The sequence below is a fragment of the Halosaccharopolyspora lacisalsi genome, assembly GCF_014137975.1.
Taxonomy (GTDB): Bacteria; Actinomycetota; Actinomycetes; order Mycobacteriales; family Pseudonocardiaceae; genus Halosaccharopolyspora; species Halosaccharopolyspora lacisalsi.
Genome location: NZ_JACGWZ010000010.1, coordinates 1 through 14,239, shown reverse-complemented (window position 1 = coordinate 14,239; position 14,239 = coordinate 1). Strand labels below are relative to the sequence as shown.

Annotated in this window: 18 protein-coding genes; 5 read left to right on the top strand and 13 right to left on the bottom strand. The window is 66.3% G+C overall.

Translation table 11 applies throughout. The features are described 5' to 3' along the window. Positions 1-83 precede the first annotated feature (83 nt). From FHX42_RS25010 to FHX42_RS24975, 8 genes are all read right to left on the bottom strand, one after another. Positions 84-1,034 (bottom strand): ParB/RepB/Spo0J family partition protein, encoded by a 951-nt coding sequence (locus tag FHX42_RS25010; RefSeq protein WP_235987964.1) that lies wholly within the window; start codon positions 1,032-1,034, stop codon positions 84-86. Positions 1,035-2,129: 1,095 nt separating this feature from the next. After that, on the bottom strand, positions 2,130-2,507 hold the full coding sequence (locus FHX42_RS25005) for a hypothetical protein (RefSeq protein WP_182546930.1): 378 nt from the start codon (positions 2,505-2,507) through the stop codon (positions 2,130-2,132). A 32-nt stretch (positions 2,508-2,539) separates the two neighbouring features. After that, entirely contained in the window at positions 2,540-3,904 is a 1,365-nt protein-coding gene (locus FHX42_RS25000) for a hypothetical protein (RefSeq protein WP_182546929.1), read from the bottom strand. Beyond that, entirely contained in the window at positions 3,901-5,475 is a 1,575-nt protein-coding gene (locus FHX42_RS24995) for a relaxase/mobilization nuclease domain-containing protein (protein WP_182546928.1), read from the bottom strand. The genes FHX42_RS25000 and FHX42_RS24995 overlap by 4 nt, the downstream gene beginning before the upstream one ends. After that, a complete protein-coding gene (locus FHX42_RS24990) occupies positions 5,472-5,960 on the bottom strand; it encodes a MobC family plasmid mobilization relaxosome protein (protein ID WP_182546927.1) in 489 nt (162 codons plus the stop codon). Before FHX42_RS24990 ends, FHX42_RS24995 begins: the two co-directional genes overlap by 4 nt. A 601-nt stretch (positions 5,961-6,561) precedes the next feature. After that, positions 6,562-7,155 (bottom strand): hypothetical protein, encoded by a 594-nt coding sequence (locus tag FHX42_RS24985; RefSeq protein ID WP_182546926.1) that lies wholly within the window; start codon positions 7,153-7,155, stop codon positions 6,562-6,564. Between the two features lie 148 nt (positions 7,156-7,303). Beyond that, positions 7,304-7,846, bottom strand: coding sequence for a hypothetical protein (locus FHX42_RS24980; protein WP_182546925.1), 543 nt, complete (start codon positions 7,844-7,846; stop codon positions 7,304-7,306). A gap of 171 nt (positions 7,847-8,017) precedes the next feature. Then, positions 8,018-8,434, bottom strand: coding sequence for a hypothetical protein (locus tag FHX42_RS24975; protein ID WP_182546924.1), 417 nt, complete (start codon positions 8,432-8,434; stop codon positions 8,018-8,020). A gap of 167 nt (positions 8,435-8,601) precedes the next feature. Here FHX42_RS24975 and FHX42_RS24970 point away from each other — a divergent pair, with 167 nt between their 5' ends. Then, the gene (locus tag FHX42_RS24970; RefSeq protein WP_182546923.1) at positions 8,602-8,988 is read left to right on the top strand and encodes a hypothetical protein; all 387 of its coding nucleotides are present in this window, start codon (positions 8,602-8,604) and stop codon (positions 8,986-8,988) included. 73 nt (positions 8,989-9,061) lie between these two features. Here the strand turns inward: FHX42_RS24970 and FHX42_RS24965 are convergent, their stop codons facing one another. Genes FHX42_RS24965 through FHX42_RS24955 form a run of 3 tightly spaced genes read right to left on the bottom strand, consistent with a single transcriptional unit; the run spans position 9,062 to position 9,821 of the window. Beyond that, a complete protein-coding gene (locus FHX42_RS24965; RefSeq protein ID WP_182546922.1) occupies positions 9,062-9,226 on the bottom strand; it encodes a hypothetical protein in 165 nt (54 codons plus the stop codon). Positions 9,227-9,243: 17 nt separating this feature from the next. Further along, the gene (locus FHX42_RS24960) at positions 9,244-9,603 is read right to left on the bottom strand and encodes a hypothetical protein (protein ID WP_182546921.1); all 360 of its coding nucleotides are present in this window, start codon (positions 9,601-9,603) and stop codon (positions 9,244-9,246) included. Then, complete coding sequence (locus FHX42_RS24955; protein ID WP_182546920.1) at positions 9,597-9,821, bottom strand: hypothetical protein; 225 nt, start codon at positions 9,819-9,821, stop codon at positions 9,597-9,599. The genes FHX42_RS24960 and FHX42_RS24955 overlap by 7 nt, the downstream gene beginning before the upstream one ends. 87 nt (positions 9,822-9,908) lie before the next feature. Here FHX42_RS24955 and FHX42_RS24950 point away from each other — a divergent pair, with 87 nt between their 5' ends. After that, positions 9,909-10,145, top strand: a complete 237-nt coding sequence (locus tag FHX42_RS24950; protein ID WP_182546919.1) for a hypothetical protein — start codon at positions 9,909-9,911, stop codon at positions 10,143-10,145. Positions 10,146-10,214: 69 nt separating this feature from the next. Here FHX42_RS24950 and FHX42_RS24945 read toward each other — a convergent pair whose 3' ends face one another. Beyond that, on the bottom strand, positions 10,215-10,718 hold the full coding sequence (locus FHX42_RS24945) for a hypothetical protein (protein WP_182546918.1): 504 nt from the start codon (positions 10,716-10,718) through the stop codon (positions 10,215-10,217). Between the two features lie 252 nt (positions 10,719-10,970). Here FHX42_RS24945 and FHX42_RS24940 point away from each other — a divergent pair, with 252 nt between their 5' ends. From FHX42_RS24940 to FHX42_RS24930, 3 genes are all read left to right on the top strand, one after another. Further along, positions 10,971-11,138, top strand: a complete 168-nt coding sequence (locus FHX42_RS24940) for a hypothetical protein (protein ID WP_182546917.1) — start codon at positions 10,971-10,973, stop codon at positions 11,136-11,138. Between the two features lie 178 nt (positions 11,139-11,316). Further along, the gene (locus FHX42_RS24935; protein WP_182546916.1) at positions 11,317-12,123 is read left to right on the top strand and encodes a ParA family protein; all 807 of its coding nucleotides are present in this window, start codon (positions 11,317-11,319) and stop codon (positions 12,121-12,123) included. Continuing rightward, the gene (locus FHX42_RS24930; RefSeq protein WP_182546915.1) at positions 12,123-13,013 is read left to right on the top strand and encodes a hypothetical protein; all 891 of its coding nucleotides are present in this window, start codon (positions 12,123-12,125) and stop codon (positions 13,011-13,013) included. The genes FHX42_RS24935 and FHX42_RS24930 overlap by 1 nt, the downstream gene beginning before the upstream one ends. Before the next feature lie 224 nt (positions 13,014-13,237). On the opposite strand, the gene FHX42_RS24925 is transcribed toward FHX42_RS24930, so the two are convergent. Next, a partial coding sequence (locus FHX42_RS24925) for a DnaB-like helicase C-terminal domain-containing protein (RefSeq protein ID WP_220480879.1) occupies positions 13,238-14,239 on the bottom strand: 1,002 nt, incomplete at its 5' end.

The following is a 14,239-nucleotide window of genomic DNA, read 5'->3' as shown; positions in this document are numbered from 1 at the left end:
GGAAAGGCCGAGCGGAGGCTTGCGACGATCACGTAGGGCGTCAGGTATCTGCACCGGCTTGTTCGAGGGCCCTGTATGGTGTCTCATGGGGCTCCCTGCCTGAGCTTGGTCGCGAGGTCCTGCCAGACCTGGGCGTACATCTCAGCGAGTTCGGCGACCGACCCGGCGCAGTGGGCCGGCACGTTGTCAACGAGACGCACGCGCTCGGTCTCATCGACAGGGCAGGCATCGAGCGACCGGATCAGACCTCGGCCCACCTCGTTGAAACGAAGTGACGGATCACCCTTCAGATTCTGCAAGAGTGCAGCATGTCTCGTGACCCGCACTGACGCACGGCTGCCCCCCTCCTCCTGGACGACAGCCCGGTTGACCGGTTGCGCCGCAGGTATCAGGCTTCGTTGTGCCAGCACTGGATTTTCACCGCGCCGCAGCCGATCCCGGACATCGCGCGCCGTACCTTGCGAGATGCCCGCGCGGAGGGCGATCTGCCGGATGGAGGCATCCGGGTTCGCCTTGATGAGGTCGCCGGCAAGTTGGCGACCGTCTGCGGAGTCCACTGGCCGGACCCGCCCGTCCCTACCGACCCGGGTGTGCAAATGAGGAATCTCAGCAGTTGAGCACCTGCGCGTCTTGGCCACCGTCTTCGGAGAGAGACCGGTGACCCGCGCAATGGCACGGTCGGACCAGTGCGGACGCAGAACGATGATGCGTTCTGCAGCTGTCGTGCGGTCGGCGAGCGACAACGGCAATCCGTGTTCTACGTTCGCCTGAACAGCGATGATGAACGCGTCTTGCTCACTACCGTCGTAGAACACCACCGATATCTCGGTATCGCCTCGTAGTTCCGCCGCAGCGAGGCGATGCATCCCATCGATGACATGCCTCGTCGACCGGTGCACAATAATAGGAGGTAACGCCGCTTCAGATTCAGCCAGCATGTAGGCGTGTTCTTTGTTCTCCCCAGCCAGCCGCAGTGATCCAGATTGCACCAATGATCCGATCGGCACCATCTCGGCCGGACCCTTGCGGAGCAAGGGAGGATCGTCCTGCCTAATCCTCACTTGTCGTTGCGACATTCATGCCCCTGATGATGAATTAATAGCCAAAGAAGTCGGCCCGATACGACGGGAACGCATCCACAGCTATCGGACCACTCCGATTCAAGTCCGGATAACGCACGTCCTCCTTGTTTGCCGTTCCGCACGACTGCGTCGCTTCAAGCCGGGCGCTGCTACCGCCTTCCAACATACAGCTGCGTATATCATCAATTAAATACATCATGCCACAAAGCCGGGTCGTGCCAGTACCACCAGATGGAGCAGGCCCGGCGAGCATGACGGAGAGGAGCACGCGAGAAACCGGCGTTGTTACGTCCTTCAGCTTTCGGGCCGGCTCAAATCTGGTGGATAGGGCCCGGCCGAGCTGGCAGGGCGCCCTGCCAGCCAGCGCACAGAAACCCTCACGAGCGGGCCCAGACCGCAAACGCGGATCGAAAAACGCCCACCGCGCCACCCGACACACCCAGGGCGTGAGCAAAGTTGATTTGGGGGCTGCGGCGGTGCTGTCACCAGGCAAGATGAGGGCGCGATTTCCGGTGGGAGATCACCGGGGTGTTGAGTCCTTGACGGTCTACCCAGGCCTGGTACTCCTGAACCTGCTCCAGAGTGCCAAGTATGACGTTACCGCTGGTGACGCTGGCTGCTATCGGTAGTTGCTCAGCGGGTGTCCCTGTTCGTAACCATCGGGTTGGTAACTCGCTGAGCTGCGAGAACGTTCCACTTTGCGTTCGAGGTAGTGCGCTACCGGGATCCCATAGTGCTGTGCGTGCCGTTCGGCTAGCCGGGCAGCGGCGGGGCCGAGCGGGATGGATCCGTCGCTAGCGGTCCCGCGCTCCACGACACAGGCACCATCGAGATACTCCTCGGCGACTGTGCTTGCGCAGTCGCCTGCACACAGTTCATGCCTGCGTCGCTTCTCAGACGAGCTTGCTGCCATAGACGGCCTCCGATGCTTGCTCTCGTTGTCAGTGTGTGCCGACGATCAGATCAACCAACGAGCACGCCCTTAGTCCAGCACCCTACCGAGATCGCTCTACTCTGCCCCTCAGGACAGATTCAGGAGTATAGGGCCTAGTTACCCGACAGCCACGCCTGTTCGGCCTCGTCGGGAGTGGCATACATCGGCGATTCCTGGGTGTACCACCACTGGCTGCACCGGCACAGGGTGGCGATACACCACCCGCCCGGGCAGGCGACCACGGCCTCGGTGCCGCCGACCCTCGCCAGACAATGCCGACAGCGCGGAGGTGCCGTGCCATCCGTGACCGTGCGGCTGCCCTGACGCGGCATGCCGGATACCACCGGCAGCTCCGCGGTCCCGTCCTCCGCCGCAGGGGCCGAGTCGCCGTGAGCCGCGCTGTCAGCCTCCCGGGCCCGCTTCGGCGGGGTGAGTGCTGCGCCCGCCTCGCGGGCGGCCCGCAGTCGCTCCTGCGGCGTCAACGGCACCACCCGCGGTACGGGATCAGGTCGAGCGCTCACCGTTACCGAGACGGCTGCTGCGGCGGCTGCTGTGTCGGAGCGGGCTGCTGCTGCGGTGGTTGCTGCTGCTTCGTCGGAGCACCCTGGCCACCGCCCCCGCCGCTCTGCTGGGCGGCCTTCTTCGCCGCTGCCTTCTTCGTGGGACTTACTCCGGCGCCTGCGGCCGCCTGAGCACGTCCCCGCGGCGTGGAGGCGTTCTGCGCCTGCTCCTTCTGCTGCTCATGCGCATTCCCCGACTGTGTCTGCTGTTGCGCGGCCAAGGCGGCTTCCCGCTGCTCGGCGTAGCCGTTCATCGCGGTTTCCAACCCGGGGAACTGCTGTTTCAGCGCCTCGTTGAGCTTGTCATCACCAGTTCCGTACAGCGCGGAGCCCATCTTCCGATGGCTTTCCTGGGTGTAGTCCAGGCCCTGTACAAACGACACGCCGTCATCGTCCGTCAACGGACGAAGATTCCCGTCGGCGTCGCGGATCTCGATGCCCGTGTTCTGCCCCGGCTCCGGGTACAGCTGCATGGCCTCCTCTTGAGACACGACGGTGGCCCGGCTGCCATCCGGCCCGGTCACCGTCGTGCCGATGGACGGTGCCTCAGCGGGCTGCTCGGCCGCCCCAGCAGCCTCCTCCGCCGCGCCGTGCTCGGCAGCAGTGGCGGTGCTGGACTCGGACTGCGCAGCCGGCGCGGGAGTCGGAGGCGCGGGAGCCGGAGGGGGCGTATCGAGGGAATCACCGAACCGGGAGTGAATCCGTTGCCTCAGCTCCTCGTCAGCGCCGTCGCGCAAATGCCGCGCGAGCGCTTTGCTCTCCTCCGAGTTGTCCAGGGTGGCCACCAGGTCCGTGTAGTCCTGCCGCAACCGTTCCTGCTCGGCTTCGCGGGTGAAGCGCCGCTCCGGCACAATCGGCTCGCTCGTCAACGCCAACGACCCGAGCTCCTCGGCCGGCGCGGTCCGCATGTGCTCATACATCGCCTGAGCCTGCTGTTGGCTGGCGACCTCGATGCCCACGTCCCCGATGGTGGGAATCGTGCCGGTCACCGCCCAGGTCGACCGTCCCAGGCGCTCCAGCGAAACCGGCTGATTGATGACCCGCTCGGACTCCTGCGTGGCCAACTCGGCGGCCTGCTGGAACAAGCCCTCGTCCATCGGACGAGGAACCTCATCCGTGGCCGCATCCTGATCCCCGGAGGCCCTTTTCAGCCCGTCCTTGCCGGCCTGCACGTCACGGGCCGCCTTCCACGCCCGGCTCGAGTCCCGGTTCTGCAGATGCCGCTGCAGACGTTTCAGACCGCGCGTGGCAAACATCGTCAGCATCGCGATCTCTTGCATCTTGTCGGAGCGCAGCGCCAACGTGGGCGGCTCGTCCGGTTGACTCATCGTCCTCGTCCTCTCCCCGAATCTCGTCCTGGAGCGGGCCCTGGACGCCCACCCCAGCCTGGCGGTGGCGTCGAGGGCTGCCGTGATGATCGCCCACGAGTCGGAGCGACCGCAGGCATTTCCCGCGAACGGTGCCGCCCACCGGGCCGCCGGCCCGCACGCTCCACCGGCTGACTCGGCCGCGGCACCGGCCGCGACGGCGGGCGCGTGGCAATCCGCGACGTCTGCCGCGCCGCCCGCGCCTGCTGCGGCGCCCGCCCCGACTCCGACAGCAGACTGGCGATCTGCAACGCCAGCGCGGCCAACGCGGCCGCCAACTGCATCGCGGCCACACTCGGCACGTCCGTGGAGCCGATACCGCGGGCCAGCCACCGCAGCTCGTCGGCCAACCGGCTGGTCTCCGGCACCGGCTGGTACGGCTGCCGCGCGGCGCGGTCCCACCGCGCCCCCGGCCCGCTGATCAACCGGCCCTGGCTGTGATCCAGCACCGCCCACACCTCACTGACCGCGTGGGTGATGCCGTGGACCTGCTCGGGGTCCTCCAGCAGCAACCGGCGAGCCCGCTCGGCGAGCGCCTCACCGTGCTCGACCCACGCCTGCCCGGACACGCCCGCTCCGTCGAGCGCGGTCTCCGGCCTGCGGCCCCGCCTCGCCTGGGACCACCGGCGCGCCAGTTTCGGCCACGACAAGTCCGACGCCAGCTGTGACCCGGAAAACCAGATCGGATTGCCCGCCGCATTGACGTCGCCTTTCCGGGCGACCTTGTAACCGGCCACGTCCCCACTCGGCAGATACCGCAGCGCCACCTCGTAGTTCGCCGCCGTCAGAGCCGCCTGGAAATCCTGCAGCGTCACCACCGACGAGGCCGCCTGTGACACCGCCTCCCGCAACTCGGTCCGCGCGGCCACCTGCCCCGACCGGGCGGCCTTCTCCTCCTCCGCCCGCGACGGAGTCGCCGCCGCCGTCTGATCCGCCGGCGCCGTTGACGTCACTCCGTACAACTGCTCCATCGCCTCGGCCGCCTTGCGCAGCCGGGTGTAATCATGACGCGGCCACATGCGCTTGCCGGTGTCCTGACGCACCAGCACCGCCACGATGTGGATCCCCTCGTCGTCATGGCGCACCGCCGCCCACCGGGCCGCCCCCGGATCATCCCGACGCGCCCACCCCGAGCGATGCATCATCTCCTCGGCAATGTGGGCCCACTCTTCGTCCGAAAGCGGGCGATCCGTCGCCTCATTGCGCAGGGTCAGATGCCGCACCGTGCCGTCCCGCAGCGCCTGCGACCCATCCGGCAACGTCTTGAAAAACCGGCGATGCGTCGGATCCTCCACCGTCGGGGTCGTCACCGGAAGCCGCGCCGCCTTCAACGGAGCCTGCATCGCCGCGACCAACGCATCGGTGTCGTAGTCGAACTCCCCCGGCCCGACGTGTTCGGGCTGCCAGACCTGCGGGCGGTTGTCCCACGTCGCCACCACCCGCGGATTCTCATGCTCGGAGTAGCGACCCGGCCCGAACAAGTACCAAATCAACCCACCCGGGTCCCAGCCCTTGTACACCCGATCGATCATCGCGACCGCCGCACCCGCTCGCCGGCCTCTTCGGTCGCCGCATCGATCCGTTGCAACAACCGCTCGACCAGCGCCATCAACCGCTCAGCACCGTCTTCGAACTCGCCGGTCGCGTTCGCGTGCCGAGCCACCTGATTGATCACCGTGCCTGCCCGCTGCACGTCCACCCGGTACCGCACAAACTCCGCCGCGAAGTCGCGCCAATCCGCCGGAAGCGGATCCAACTGACCCCGCGCATACCGCACCGCCATCTCACCGACCCACGCACCAGCGCTCAAGCCCGTCCGTCTACTCACCTCGTCGATGGCAGCCAACTCCGCATCTGAGAACGACACCACGAGCTGATTCGTGCGCTTGCCATCCTCCGCCGGAGCCCGACGGCGCCCACTTCGCTCGCGCCGTCCCCCAGATGCTGCCTGATTCAACCGGCGATCCGACGACGACAACTCACCAGTCACCCGACCGTCGCTGTCATCGTCCGCCAACACCCTCACCTCACACCAACGGCAGAATGCCTGCTCTTCACAGCCTGCCGATCGCCCTCGATCGCAGGCGCTAGTCTCGCACGCCGCCCTCGGCGAGCGAGAGCAACAAACTATGTTTGTTGCATATCTTGCTCCGGTTTGACCAAGCAAGCGAGGTTTCGTTCACCCCCCGAGGTACACGGCCGCAAGGCGCCGCCTTCGGCGGGTGGTGCCCCGTCGCTCCTCCGTCGCGTCGGAGCACTCAAACCGCCCGAACGGGCGGGTGTTCGGGCGCACCGAACACCGGCAAGGACCGCACACGTAGCGCACGGACAACGCGGAATCCACCCGCAACAACGGGACGTATGCGTGCGCTTCCCGACATGGACAGGACGCCGTGCGTGCTCAGGCATCCGCAAGAAAGCTGCAGAAGAGGAAACGGCGAAGTATCCGACGCCCGCGAACTCGGCGCCGGCGGTGGCAACAATCAGACGACAGGGGCGGCCGCATCAACGCGCTTGAGGCGTAGTCCGCCTGTCCCTGTCGTTTCGGCCGGTGCGGCCTCCGGGCATGACCACGTTGGTCCTTCAGGGCGCGTGCTGGCCCGGATGAGCTGGTGGGTTCAGTCCTGGACGTCGGCCAAAGCAGCTCGCACCGTCATGCGGCTCACGCCAGTGGCGCGTACCAGCTCAGCCTGATTCGGCTCGCGTTCTTCGGTCTCGCGTATGTGGCGCAGTGCGGTGAGCACGCGGTCGCGTTTGGACTCTTCTGTCCCCGCGGGTCGGCCTCCACCGCGGGCAGGATCGTTGGCGGACTCCTGCACTACCGCATTCAGACTGCGGCGTTGCCAGTGCGGCACCTGGTGGTCGCTGCACAGTTCCGGAGTGAGGGTGATGCGGCCTTCGTGACGCGCTCGGTCGAAGCTTTCCAGTTCTAGGCCCAGCAGGTTCGCGGCTTCCACACGGTCGAGCAGATCGGCGGCGGCGTCGACGGCAGGGATGTTCGGTATCGGGTCGTCGGCGAGTTCGGCCCGGACCTGATCGGCATCCCACAGGGCCGGGCGCGGCCGACGGTTGCCGACCAGAGAGTGCGGGGGCGCGTTCACCGGTGCAAGCCCACGTCGGTGCAGGCGACGCCGCATCGCCTGGGGATCCATGCCTGCCGCATGAGCGGCCTCGTCGAGGCCCATGACGTCGCGTCCGGCTCGGATGACCATGGGTTCTCCCTCTCTCGACCACACTCCCGATGAAACTATACAGGAGTTTTTTTCATCATGCTCGGGGAGAATCCTGCACACGCTTCCGGGGCTGTGCTCGCGTCCAGGACGCGAGCACAGCCCCGGAGAAACAGGCACACCGGATCCGTCAGCTGGTGCGCAGCCGCACCGCCCGCAGCGATCGAGTGCCAGGTGCGCCCGCGATCGTCAACTGCACGCTGGCCGCCAGCGCGCCGCATGCATTGCAGCGGCACAATCCCGGCTGTGACACCGGTGAATCGACACAGGGAGTGAAACCTGCTTTAGTGCCGCACGCACACTCCAGTGCCTGGTTACTGTCCTCGGGATTACCGACCAGTCCTGCAGTCTGGGCCACTGCCGTCAGGTGGTTGTCGACACGGGCGGAGCGATCGGCAACCGCTTCGAGATCATGCAAAACTCCGGGGCTGCGAACATATCCCTTGGCGGCACAGAGTCCCTGATACCAGCTGTACAGCAGCTCCCTTACAGCCATGACCGCATCGGAGTTCTCCTCCCGTACTTGGATCCAGGCTGGATGCCGGTGGCCATGCTCGGTGAACAGGTTCTCGGCGGTGCAGTCGACCGCCGCATCGAGCTGCGCGAGATCCTCGGGAGCCTCAACCAGCGGGGCAGGGAGCTGAATCCCCACCGTGTACTCAACGAAGTTCACCAAGCCCGCAACCCGGCCGGCCCGGAGGTGCAAGAACTCGGCGGCAGCGGCAAACCGCTTCCTCTGTGATGGCATACTTGCCAGTCCCTTTCCATGTAGTCGTGTGGAAGCAAGGGGCCGGGTGGAGCGGGGCGGTTCCGGCATGAGCAGCACCGCTCCACCCGGGCGCGGTCAAACCGTGACGCCTGCCCCTGGAGAGGGGATGAAGCGCACTGTCCGCACGGCTGGGCTGTGCCCGAGCAGACGCTGCCCGAACGTCAGTTCTTGCTGGAAGTGCACAACCAGCGCAGATTGGTCAGCACTCCCCGGTGCCAACTTAGTGAACAGGCCGCGAACCACGCCCTGCATAGCTTGGGGACCATCCTGGTTTTCCGAGACGACGGTGCGCCCGCCACTCCTGCAGACCTTGTCGCCCGTCCCCTCTGCCAGTGCACGGACGTGGGCAACCAAAAGCTCACTGGCCTGCTCATACGTCAGACCCTCGAAGGTCACCCCGAAAGCTTGCCGCGCCGCTCCCTCCAACAGGGATGCATGCGACTCAGGCAACGACACGGTGGTGCCGTTCTCGATGATGTCGTTCTCGGTCATAACTCTCCTTCGTCGACCCAGTGGCCTTCCAGCACCCTTAACTATACCGTATTTTTTTTCATAGTCAAGTGGGTTCACACCTCTCGCCTTCGCACGCGCACCAGGTGCCACACACTGCGGACGACAACCAGCCCCACACTCGTGATCACGCGAGTTAGTCTCACGCCATGACCGCGAAACGCACCACCACCGGTGGCGGCAAGCAAGTTCGGGAGAACGCGCGCCAAGCCGCCTTCAACCTCATCCCGCCCGCGCAGGTGCAAGCGGCGGAAGATTTCGGAGAAGCCGCGGCCGTCGTCGCAGCGGGGCGGGAACACCAGCGCCAGCTGGAAGAGACGTACCGCTCGGCCACCGAACACGCCCGCGACACCAATTGGAACTCTGACCAACTGCGGCAGCTACTCACCGAACTCGGACTCGACCTGGAGCTGCCGAAACGCAAACCCCGCAGCACTTCCTCGGGAGCAACGTCGCCACCCCAATCGACCACCGGGCAGTCGCCCAACGGCGGCTCCGTCAACCACGAGGCCACGCCACCCCGCGACGTCTCCTGACACGAGAGAGCACCGATCGAGACAAACGTGCCCGACTGGACACAGTCCAGTCGGGCACACTCTCCTGCCGGAATCAGGGGAGCCCCTGGAAGTCCTCCCCTCCCATCACACTGGCGCGCGTAGCCCGCCACGTGGCGTGCACCACTGCCTGGATTCGCTCCTCCTCGGCGGGAGCGAGCTCCTCCTGTGCAATCGGCAGGGTCGCCGCGAGCCACACCGCGCTTGGGACTTCCTCCATGGTTACCTCCTGAGCCTTCACGCCGAACCCTCCCCCAGCAAATCCTTCTCCCACTCGGCCAGAGGCTCCGTTTCCTCCAGCGATACAGCGGACACGTCCATCTCCTGGATCGCTCCCTCCAGCCCCCGGAGAGTTTGTTCCATCCCCAGAAGTCGAGTACGTGTCTGACTGATCAGCTTCTCCAGCTCGTCCCGCTGGCGCTGGTCCGTACAGCGACGCTCGAAGTCCTCGCGCCCCTGCTCACACTCGGTAAGCCGGTAGAACACATCCCCGTAGCGGGACGGCTGCCCGTTCTCCTCGTAACGGAGGAGCACCGCCTTCTCTGCCAGGATCGCCTGCAGCCGGGCCCCCGTGCCCGCACTGGTCCAAGTCACCACCAGGAGATCGTCCGGGCGGACTCTCGGAATCCGGCGCCGATCAGCACCGGATCCTCCGTGGCGCCGGGGCAACGTTCAATGTTGCGACCACCCATTGAGTGCGGCGAGACCCAAACGCGGTCTCTGGTCAACCCCGCACCGTCGGACTCGTTGGTCAACTCGATCGACAGCCGAATCAGCGTGTCGATGTCGATCTCGGCATCGGCGATGATCTGCATCGGTGATGCTCCCTCCAAAAGTGGATTGCCACTTTATGGTGACATGCGTCGTCGACAAGTGGCAACCCACTATGTGATGCTGGTGGCATGAGCAGCCAGCACCGCGACCCCGCGATCACCTTGCGCGTCTCGCGGGAGATTCACGACGCTGCTGCGGCACGACTCGACGAGCTCGGACGCACGAAGAGCGCCTTCGTGCAGGCGTGCATGACCGCCCTCGTTGCCGACCCGGACACGGTGCTGCCGCTCCTGGAGCCCCACTGGCCCGAGCCCAAGAGATGGGGCCGGCCACGACGCTCGGCCGGATCACCGGATCACCGCTGACCGCGGTCGCTCAGTCCCGGCTCGTCCCTGGTGCCTTACGTCAGACCACGGCAGGACGGGGTAGCGGAGTCATCCCACCGCGTCCAGCACAAGCTCGCCGTGCCCGTCATCGGTGGCGACCGCCACCGATCCGTAGGCCGCGATGGCTTCCTCCAGCGCACCGAGCTTGGCATCGAACTCGCCCGGCTTTTCCTGGGCATCGGGAAGTACCCAGTGTTGACCGCCGAAGCGGATCCCACGCTGCCGCGCCGCGGCGGCATAGATCCGACACACCAGGTCGGCCTGCGCCCACGCGGCGATATCCTCATCGCTGGGCCGCTCTTCCGCGAGGGTGATCCTGCCGGTGAGGTCGAGCCCATGCTCATCGGAGAACGCAGCCAGCTGCTGCTGTAACCATGTCCGCACCGCCGCGTCACCCACACCGGGCGCGGGGGGCCACACGATGCGCCACCGGTAACCGTGAGTGACGAAATCCCCCAGGATCTCGCTCGGACTCACACCAGCAGCATCGACCTCGGCAGCACTGCGCACCCGGCCCGCGAACGGGCCGTCCAGAACAACCACATGCAGCATGCTGCTGGCCTCTCCTCCGACGACAGGACTTCCCGAACGCCGTGTCACCCACGATTTCCGATCACGATCCTACCCACTCCTCGACCCCCACCGGTCAAGACACAGCGCGCGATCGATCGTCTGCGCAGTCAATAGAGGGTCAGCTGCTGCCGTGCGGCGGGCGGTGGATATTGCCGGGGTGGGACGAGCCAGCCCGACAGCTATGGCTTCCTGGCATGGCTCCTGGAACAGGATCTGTCCCAACCCAAGCGTTTGGATGACTTAGCCGTCGCCGGACACGGCCGAGACTCCATCCGCCGCTTAGCGGGCAAGCTGGAACGAGCTGGCTACCTGAAGCGTCGCCAGGTCAACCTCAGCTTCGGCATCGGAACGGCATGGCACTGGGACGTCTACGTCAACGGCGACGCCCCAACCGACTGAGCCAGCCCCACAAAAGGGCGGCGAAGACCAGGTCTTCGCCGCCCTTTTATTGATCGACTTACGCGCTCGGGCGCGCGAGTACCGGGCGCGCGAGCGCGTAATTTGGCCCGCTCTCGACCTCGGATACGCCCATGCGGCAGGCTCTGTCCTGACCCCCGAATGGAAGGAGCTGTACCGCATGTCTAATGCGTTGACCGTGGCCGTGTGCAACCAGAAGGGCGGGGTCGGCAAGACCACCTCGACTGGCCATCTCGCACGCGCTGCTCACGTACTCGGTCTGGCCGTGCTCGTGGTCGACCTCGATCCGCAGGGCAACATCACGAGCGCGTTGTCCGCCGACGACCTCGGCGACACGATCGGGGTCGCCGACGCACTTGCCCCGAACGCGGAGTACGCCCTGGCCGACGTGCTCGTCCCCAGCATCTGGGACGGGGTGACGCTGGCGCCGACACCGATTACGGAAGCGCTGGCCGACGCCGGAACACAGGTCGAGTCTCAGCGGTTCGGCCGGGAGCACCGGTTCACTCACGTGCTGCGCCCGGTGCTGAGCGCCTACGACGTGGTGCTGGTGGATACCACGCCCGCACTGGGGTTGCTGCTGACGAACGCGCTCGTTGCGGCCGAGCAGGCATTGATCGTGTCCCAACCGGAGCAATGGAGTGCGGACGGGCTCAACGAGCTGCACAACACCATCGATCTTGTGGCCGCGTATCACAACCCGAAGCTGACCGCTGTCGGCCCGCTGATCAACGGCAAACGCAAATCGCAGCACCACGACCGGGTGCTGACCGAAGACATCTCCCCGTACTACGGCGACCAGGCCTGGACCTCTCCAGACGAGGTCATCCCGCTGTGGGCGCCGATCTCGGACTACCTGCTGGCCGGCATCGGCCTCGATGAGGCCAAGGAGACGCGGCTGCGCCATGTCGCCAGCGTCTACGGGCGGTTCGTCGAGCGGATGTTGACCACAGGAGGGCGTCGCTGATGCCACCACAGCCGCGCAAGCGCACCAAACTCGGTCGACACCCGGCCGAGCCGTCTGAGCAGCATGAACCCACCAAGGATGAGCAGCACGCGCGCGGGCGCGCGGGTGACGGGCGCGAGAGCGCGCGGGTACCGAGCGCCCCGGACCCGGAAGGCGAACACGCGGGTGACGGGCGCGAGAGCGCGCGGGTACCGAGCGCCCCGGACCCGGAAGGCGAACACGCGGGTGACGGGCGCGAGAGCGCGCGGGTACCGAGCGCCCCGGACCCGGAAGGCGAACACGCGGGTGACGGGCGCGAGAGCGCGCGGGTACCGAGCGCCCCGGACCCGGAAGGCGAACACGCGGGTGACGGGCGCGAGAGCGCGCGGGTACCGAGCGCCCCGGACCCGGAAGGCGAACACGCGGGTGACGGGCGCGAGAGCGCGCGGGTACCGAGCGCCCCGGACCCGAAAGGCGAACACGCGGGTGACGGGCGCGAGAGCGCGCGGGTACCGAGCGCCCCGGACCCGAAAGGCGAACACGCGGGTGACGGGCGCGAGAGCGCGCGGGTACCGAGCGCCCCGGACCCGAAAGGCGAGAATCGGGAGCCAGCTGTTGAGCACGGGGAGTCCAACCGAACGGAACCCGATACCCGAAACCCGAGTGCCGAACAGACGGATGTCGGGCGTGTGGTGCGCTGGACCCCGGAAGCGAAGGCTGTGCGCTCCGCACTGACGGCGTGGGCTGCGGCCCGCAGGAAAACGATCCAGCGCGCGGCCGAAGCTCGCGAGGCAGCCGGCCGTGGTCAGGTCACGATGGCCGAGCTGACCATCATCGCCGAACGGGTAGCCGCTACATCCGGAGAACCACTCGACGAAGTACGCCAGGCGCTCGGAATGAAGCCCGATTGATCATGCCGTGTCGAACAAGGAAACCTCACGCGAAGCCGTGCAGTCACTCGAGTGCACGATCGCCAGCGCGCTACCCGCGTGATTTTGAGCGCTGAGATCACCTATCCAGCTTCCGGGGTGTATGACCTTCGACCGCGGGCCTGCGTCGCTGTGTGGCGACGCTGGGCAGCAAAACGGCCCCATCCTGATCTACTCAGGATGGGGCCGTTCACGGGGCGGCAGAGTCAGGTGGGCAACGGTGACGGGGCGTTGAGCCGGTCGGCGACGGACATGTCTGCCCGGTCGTTGTCGTTCAGCGCCCTGAAGTGCGCCTTGTGGCGCTGCTCAGCGATGGTCACTGTCGTTCCTGACACGCCCTTACGGACCTTCGGCAGGGACACTTCGACCTCGCCAGCCCGCGACTCGTCATCCTTGCTGGGGTCGATCATCATCCCGACCACGTCGGCATCCTGACCGAGCGAGCTCGACCCCTTCAGGTGGTAGGTCTGCGGGGCGGAAGACTTCGCCCCTTCGTTGTTGAACTGGCTGATGCAGATCACCACGCATCCCAGATCCATCGCGAGTTCCTTTAGCGCACCGGTCATCGCGGCCAACGCGAGGTCATCGCGTTCGGTGGAGACGTCTCGGGGGCGCTTGGCGATCTGGAGGTAGTCGAGCACGACCAGGCCAATCCCACTGTCGCCGCGGTGCTCGTGGTTGAGTCGCTGCGCGTTGCGGGCGACTTCGGACACGCTGGCCTTGCCCTCGACGTAGTGCAACCGGGACGCCCATTCACGATAAGCGGGCAGGTACTCGTCCTTGATCAGGTCATAGTTGCTTGGTTCGAGGTCGTGTACACCCGTGATCTTGGACAGGGCCACGCCGGACACGGCCGACATGTCCCGCTCAACCATCTCGTCACGGCTCATCTCCAGGGAGTGAAACAACACCCGTTCACCCCGGTCGCGGGCGTAGTGCCGCGCGATTTGCGCGGCCAACAGCGACTTACCGACTCCGGTATCCGCGCTGAGCAGGATCAGAGCGCCGTTCCGGGCGATCATCGCTCGGTCCAGGTCATCGATCCCGGTCGAAAACGCTGAAGTAGGGCGCTTCCCGAGATTGGTGACGAACTCGTCCATGAGCGCGTCGTCCTCGCCGACTGGCCGGGCTTCGTCGGCGTCGGGATCAGACAAAGCCGACATGCACTCTTCGTACGACTTCGCGACTCGCTCTTCGAGGTCGTCGAC

Bases quoted from the DNA above. Each gene is read 5' to 3' on its own strand.
- FHX42_RS24930 (WP_182546915.1), top strand. From the start codon at position 12,123: ATGCCACCACAGCCGCGCAAGCGCACCAAACTCGGTCGACACCCGGCC.
- FHX42_RS24985 (WP_182546926.1), bottom strand. From the start codon at position 7,155: ATGGTCATCCGAGCCGGACGCGACGTCATGGGCCTCGACGAGGCCGCT.
- FHX42_RS24970 (WP_182546923.1), top strand. From the start codon at position 8,602: ATGACCGCGAAACGCACCACCACCGGTGGCGGCAAGCAAGTTCGGGAG.
- FHX42_RS24935 (WP_182546916.1), top strand. From the start codon at position 11,317: ATGTCTAATGCGTTGACCGTGGCCGTGTGCAACCAGAAGGGCGGGGTC.
- FHX42_RS24955 (WP_182546920.1), bottom strand. From the start codon at position 9,821: ATGCAGATCATCGCCGATGCCGAGATCGACATCGACACGCTGATTCGG.
- FHX42_RS24995 (WP_182546928.1), bottom strand. From the start codon at position 5,475: ATGATCGATCGGGTGTACAAGGGCTGGGACCCGGGTGGGTTGATTTGG.
- FHX42_RS24965 (WP_182546922.1), bottom strand. From the start codon at position 9,226: ATGGAGGAAGTCCCAAGCGCGGTGTGGCTCGCGGCGACCCTGCCGATT.
- FHX42_RS24975 (WP_182546924.1), bottom strand. From the start codon at position 8,434: ATGACCGAGAACGACATCATCGAGAACGGCACCACCGTGTCGTTGCCT.
- FHX42_RS25000 (WP_182546929.1), bottom strand. From the start codon at position 3,904: ATGAGTCAACCGGACGAGCCGCCCACGTTGGCGCTGCGCTCCGACAAG.
- FHX42_RS24950 (WP_182546919.1), top strand. From the start codon at position 9,909: ATGAGCAGCCAGCACCGCGACCCCGCGATCACCTTGCGCGTCTCGCGG.
- FHX42_RS24945 (WP_182546918.1), bottom strand. From the start codon at position 10,718: ATGCTGCATGTGGTTGTTCTGGACGGCCCGTTCGCGGGCCGGGTGCGC.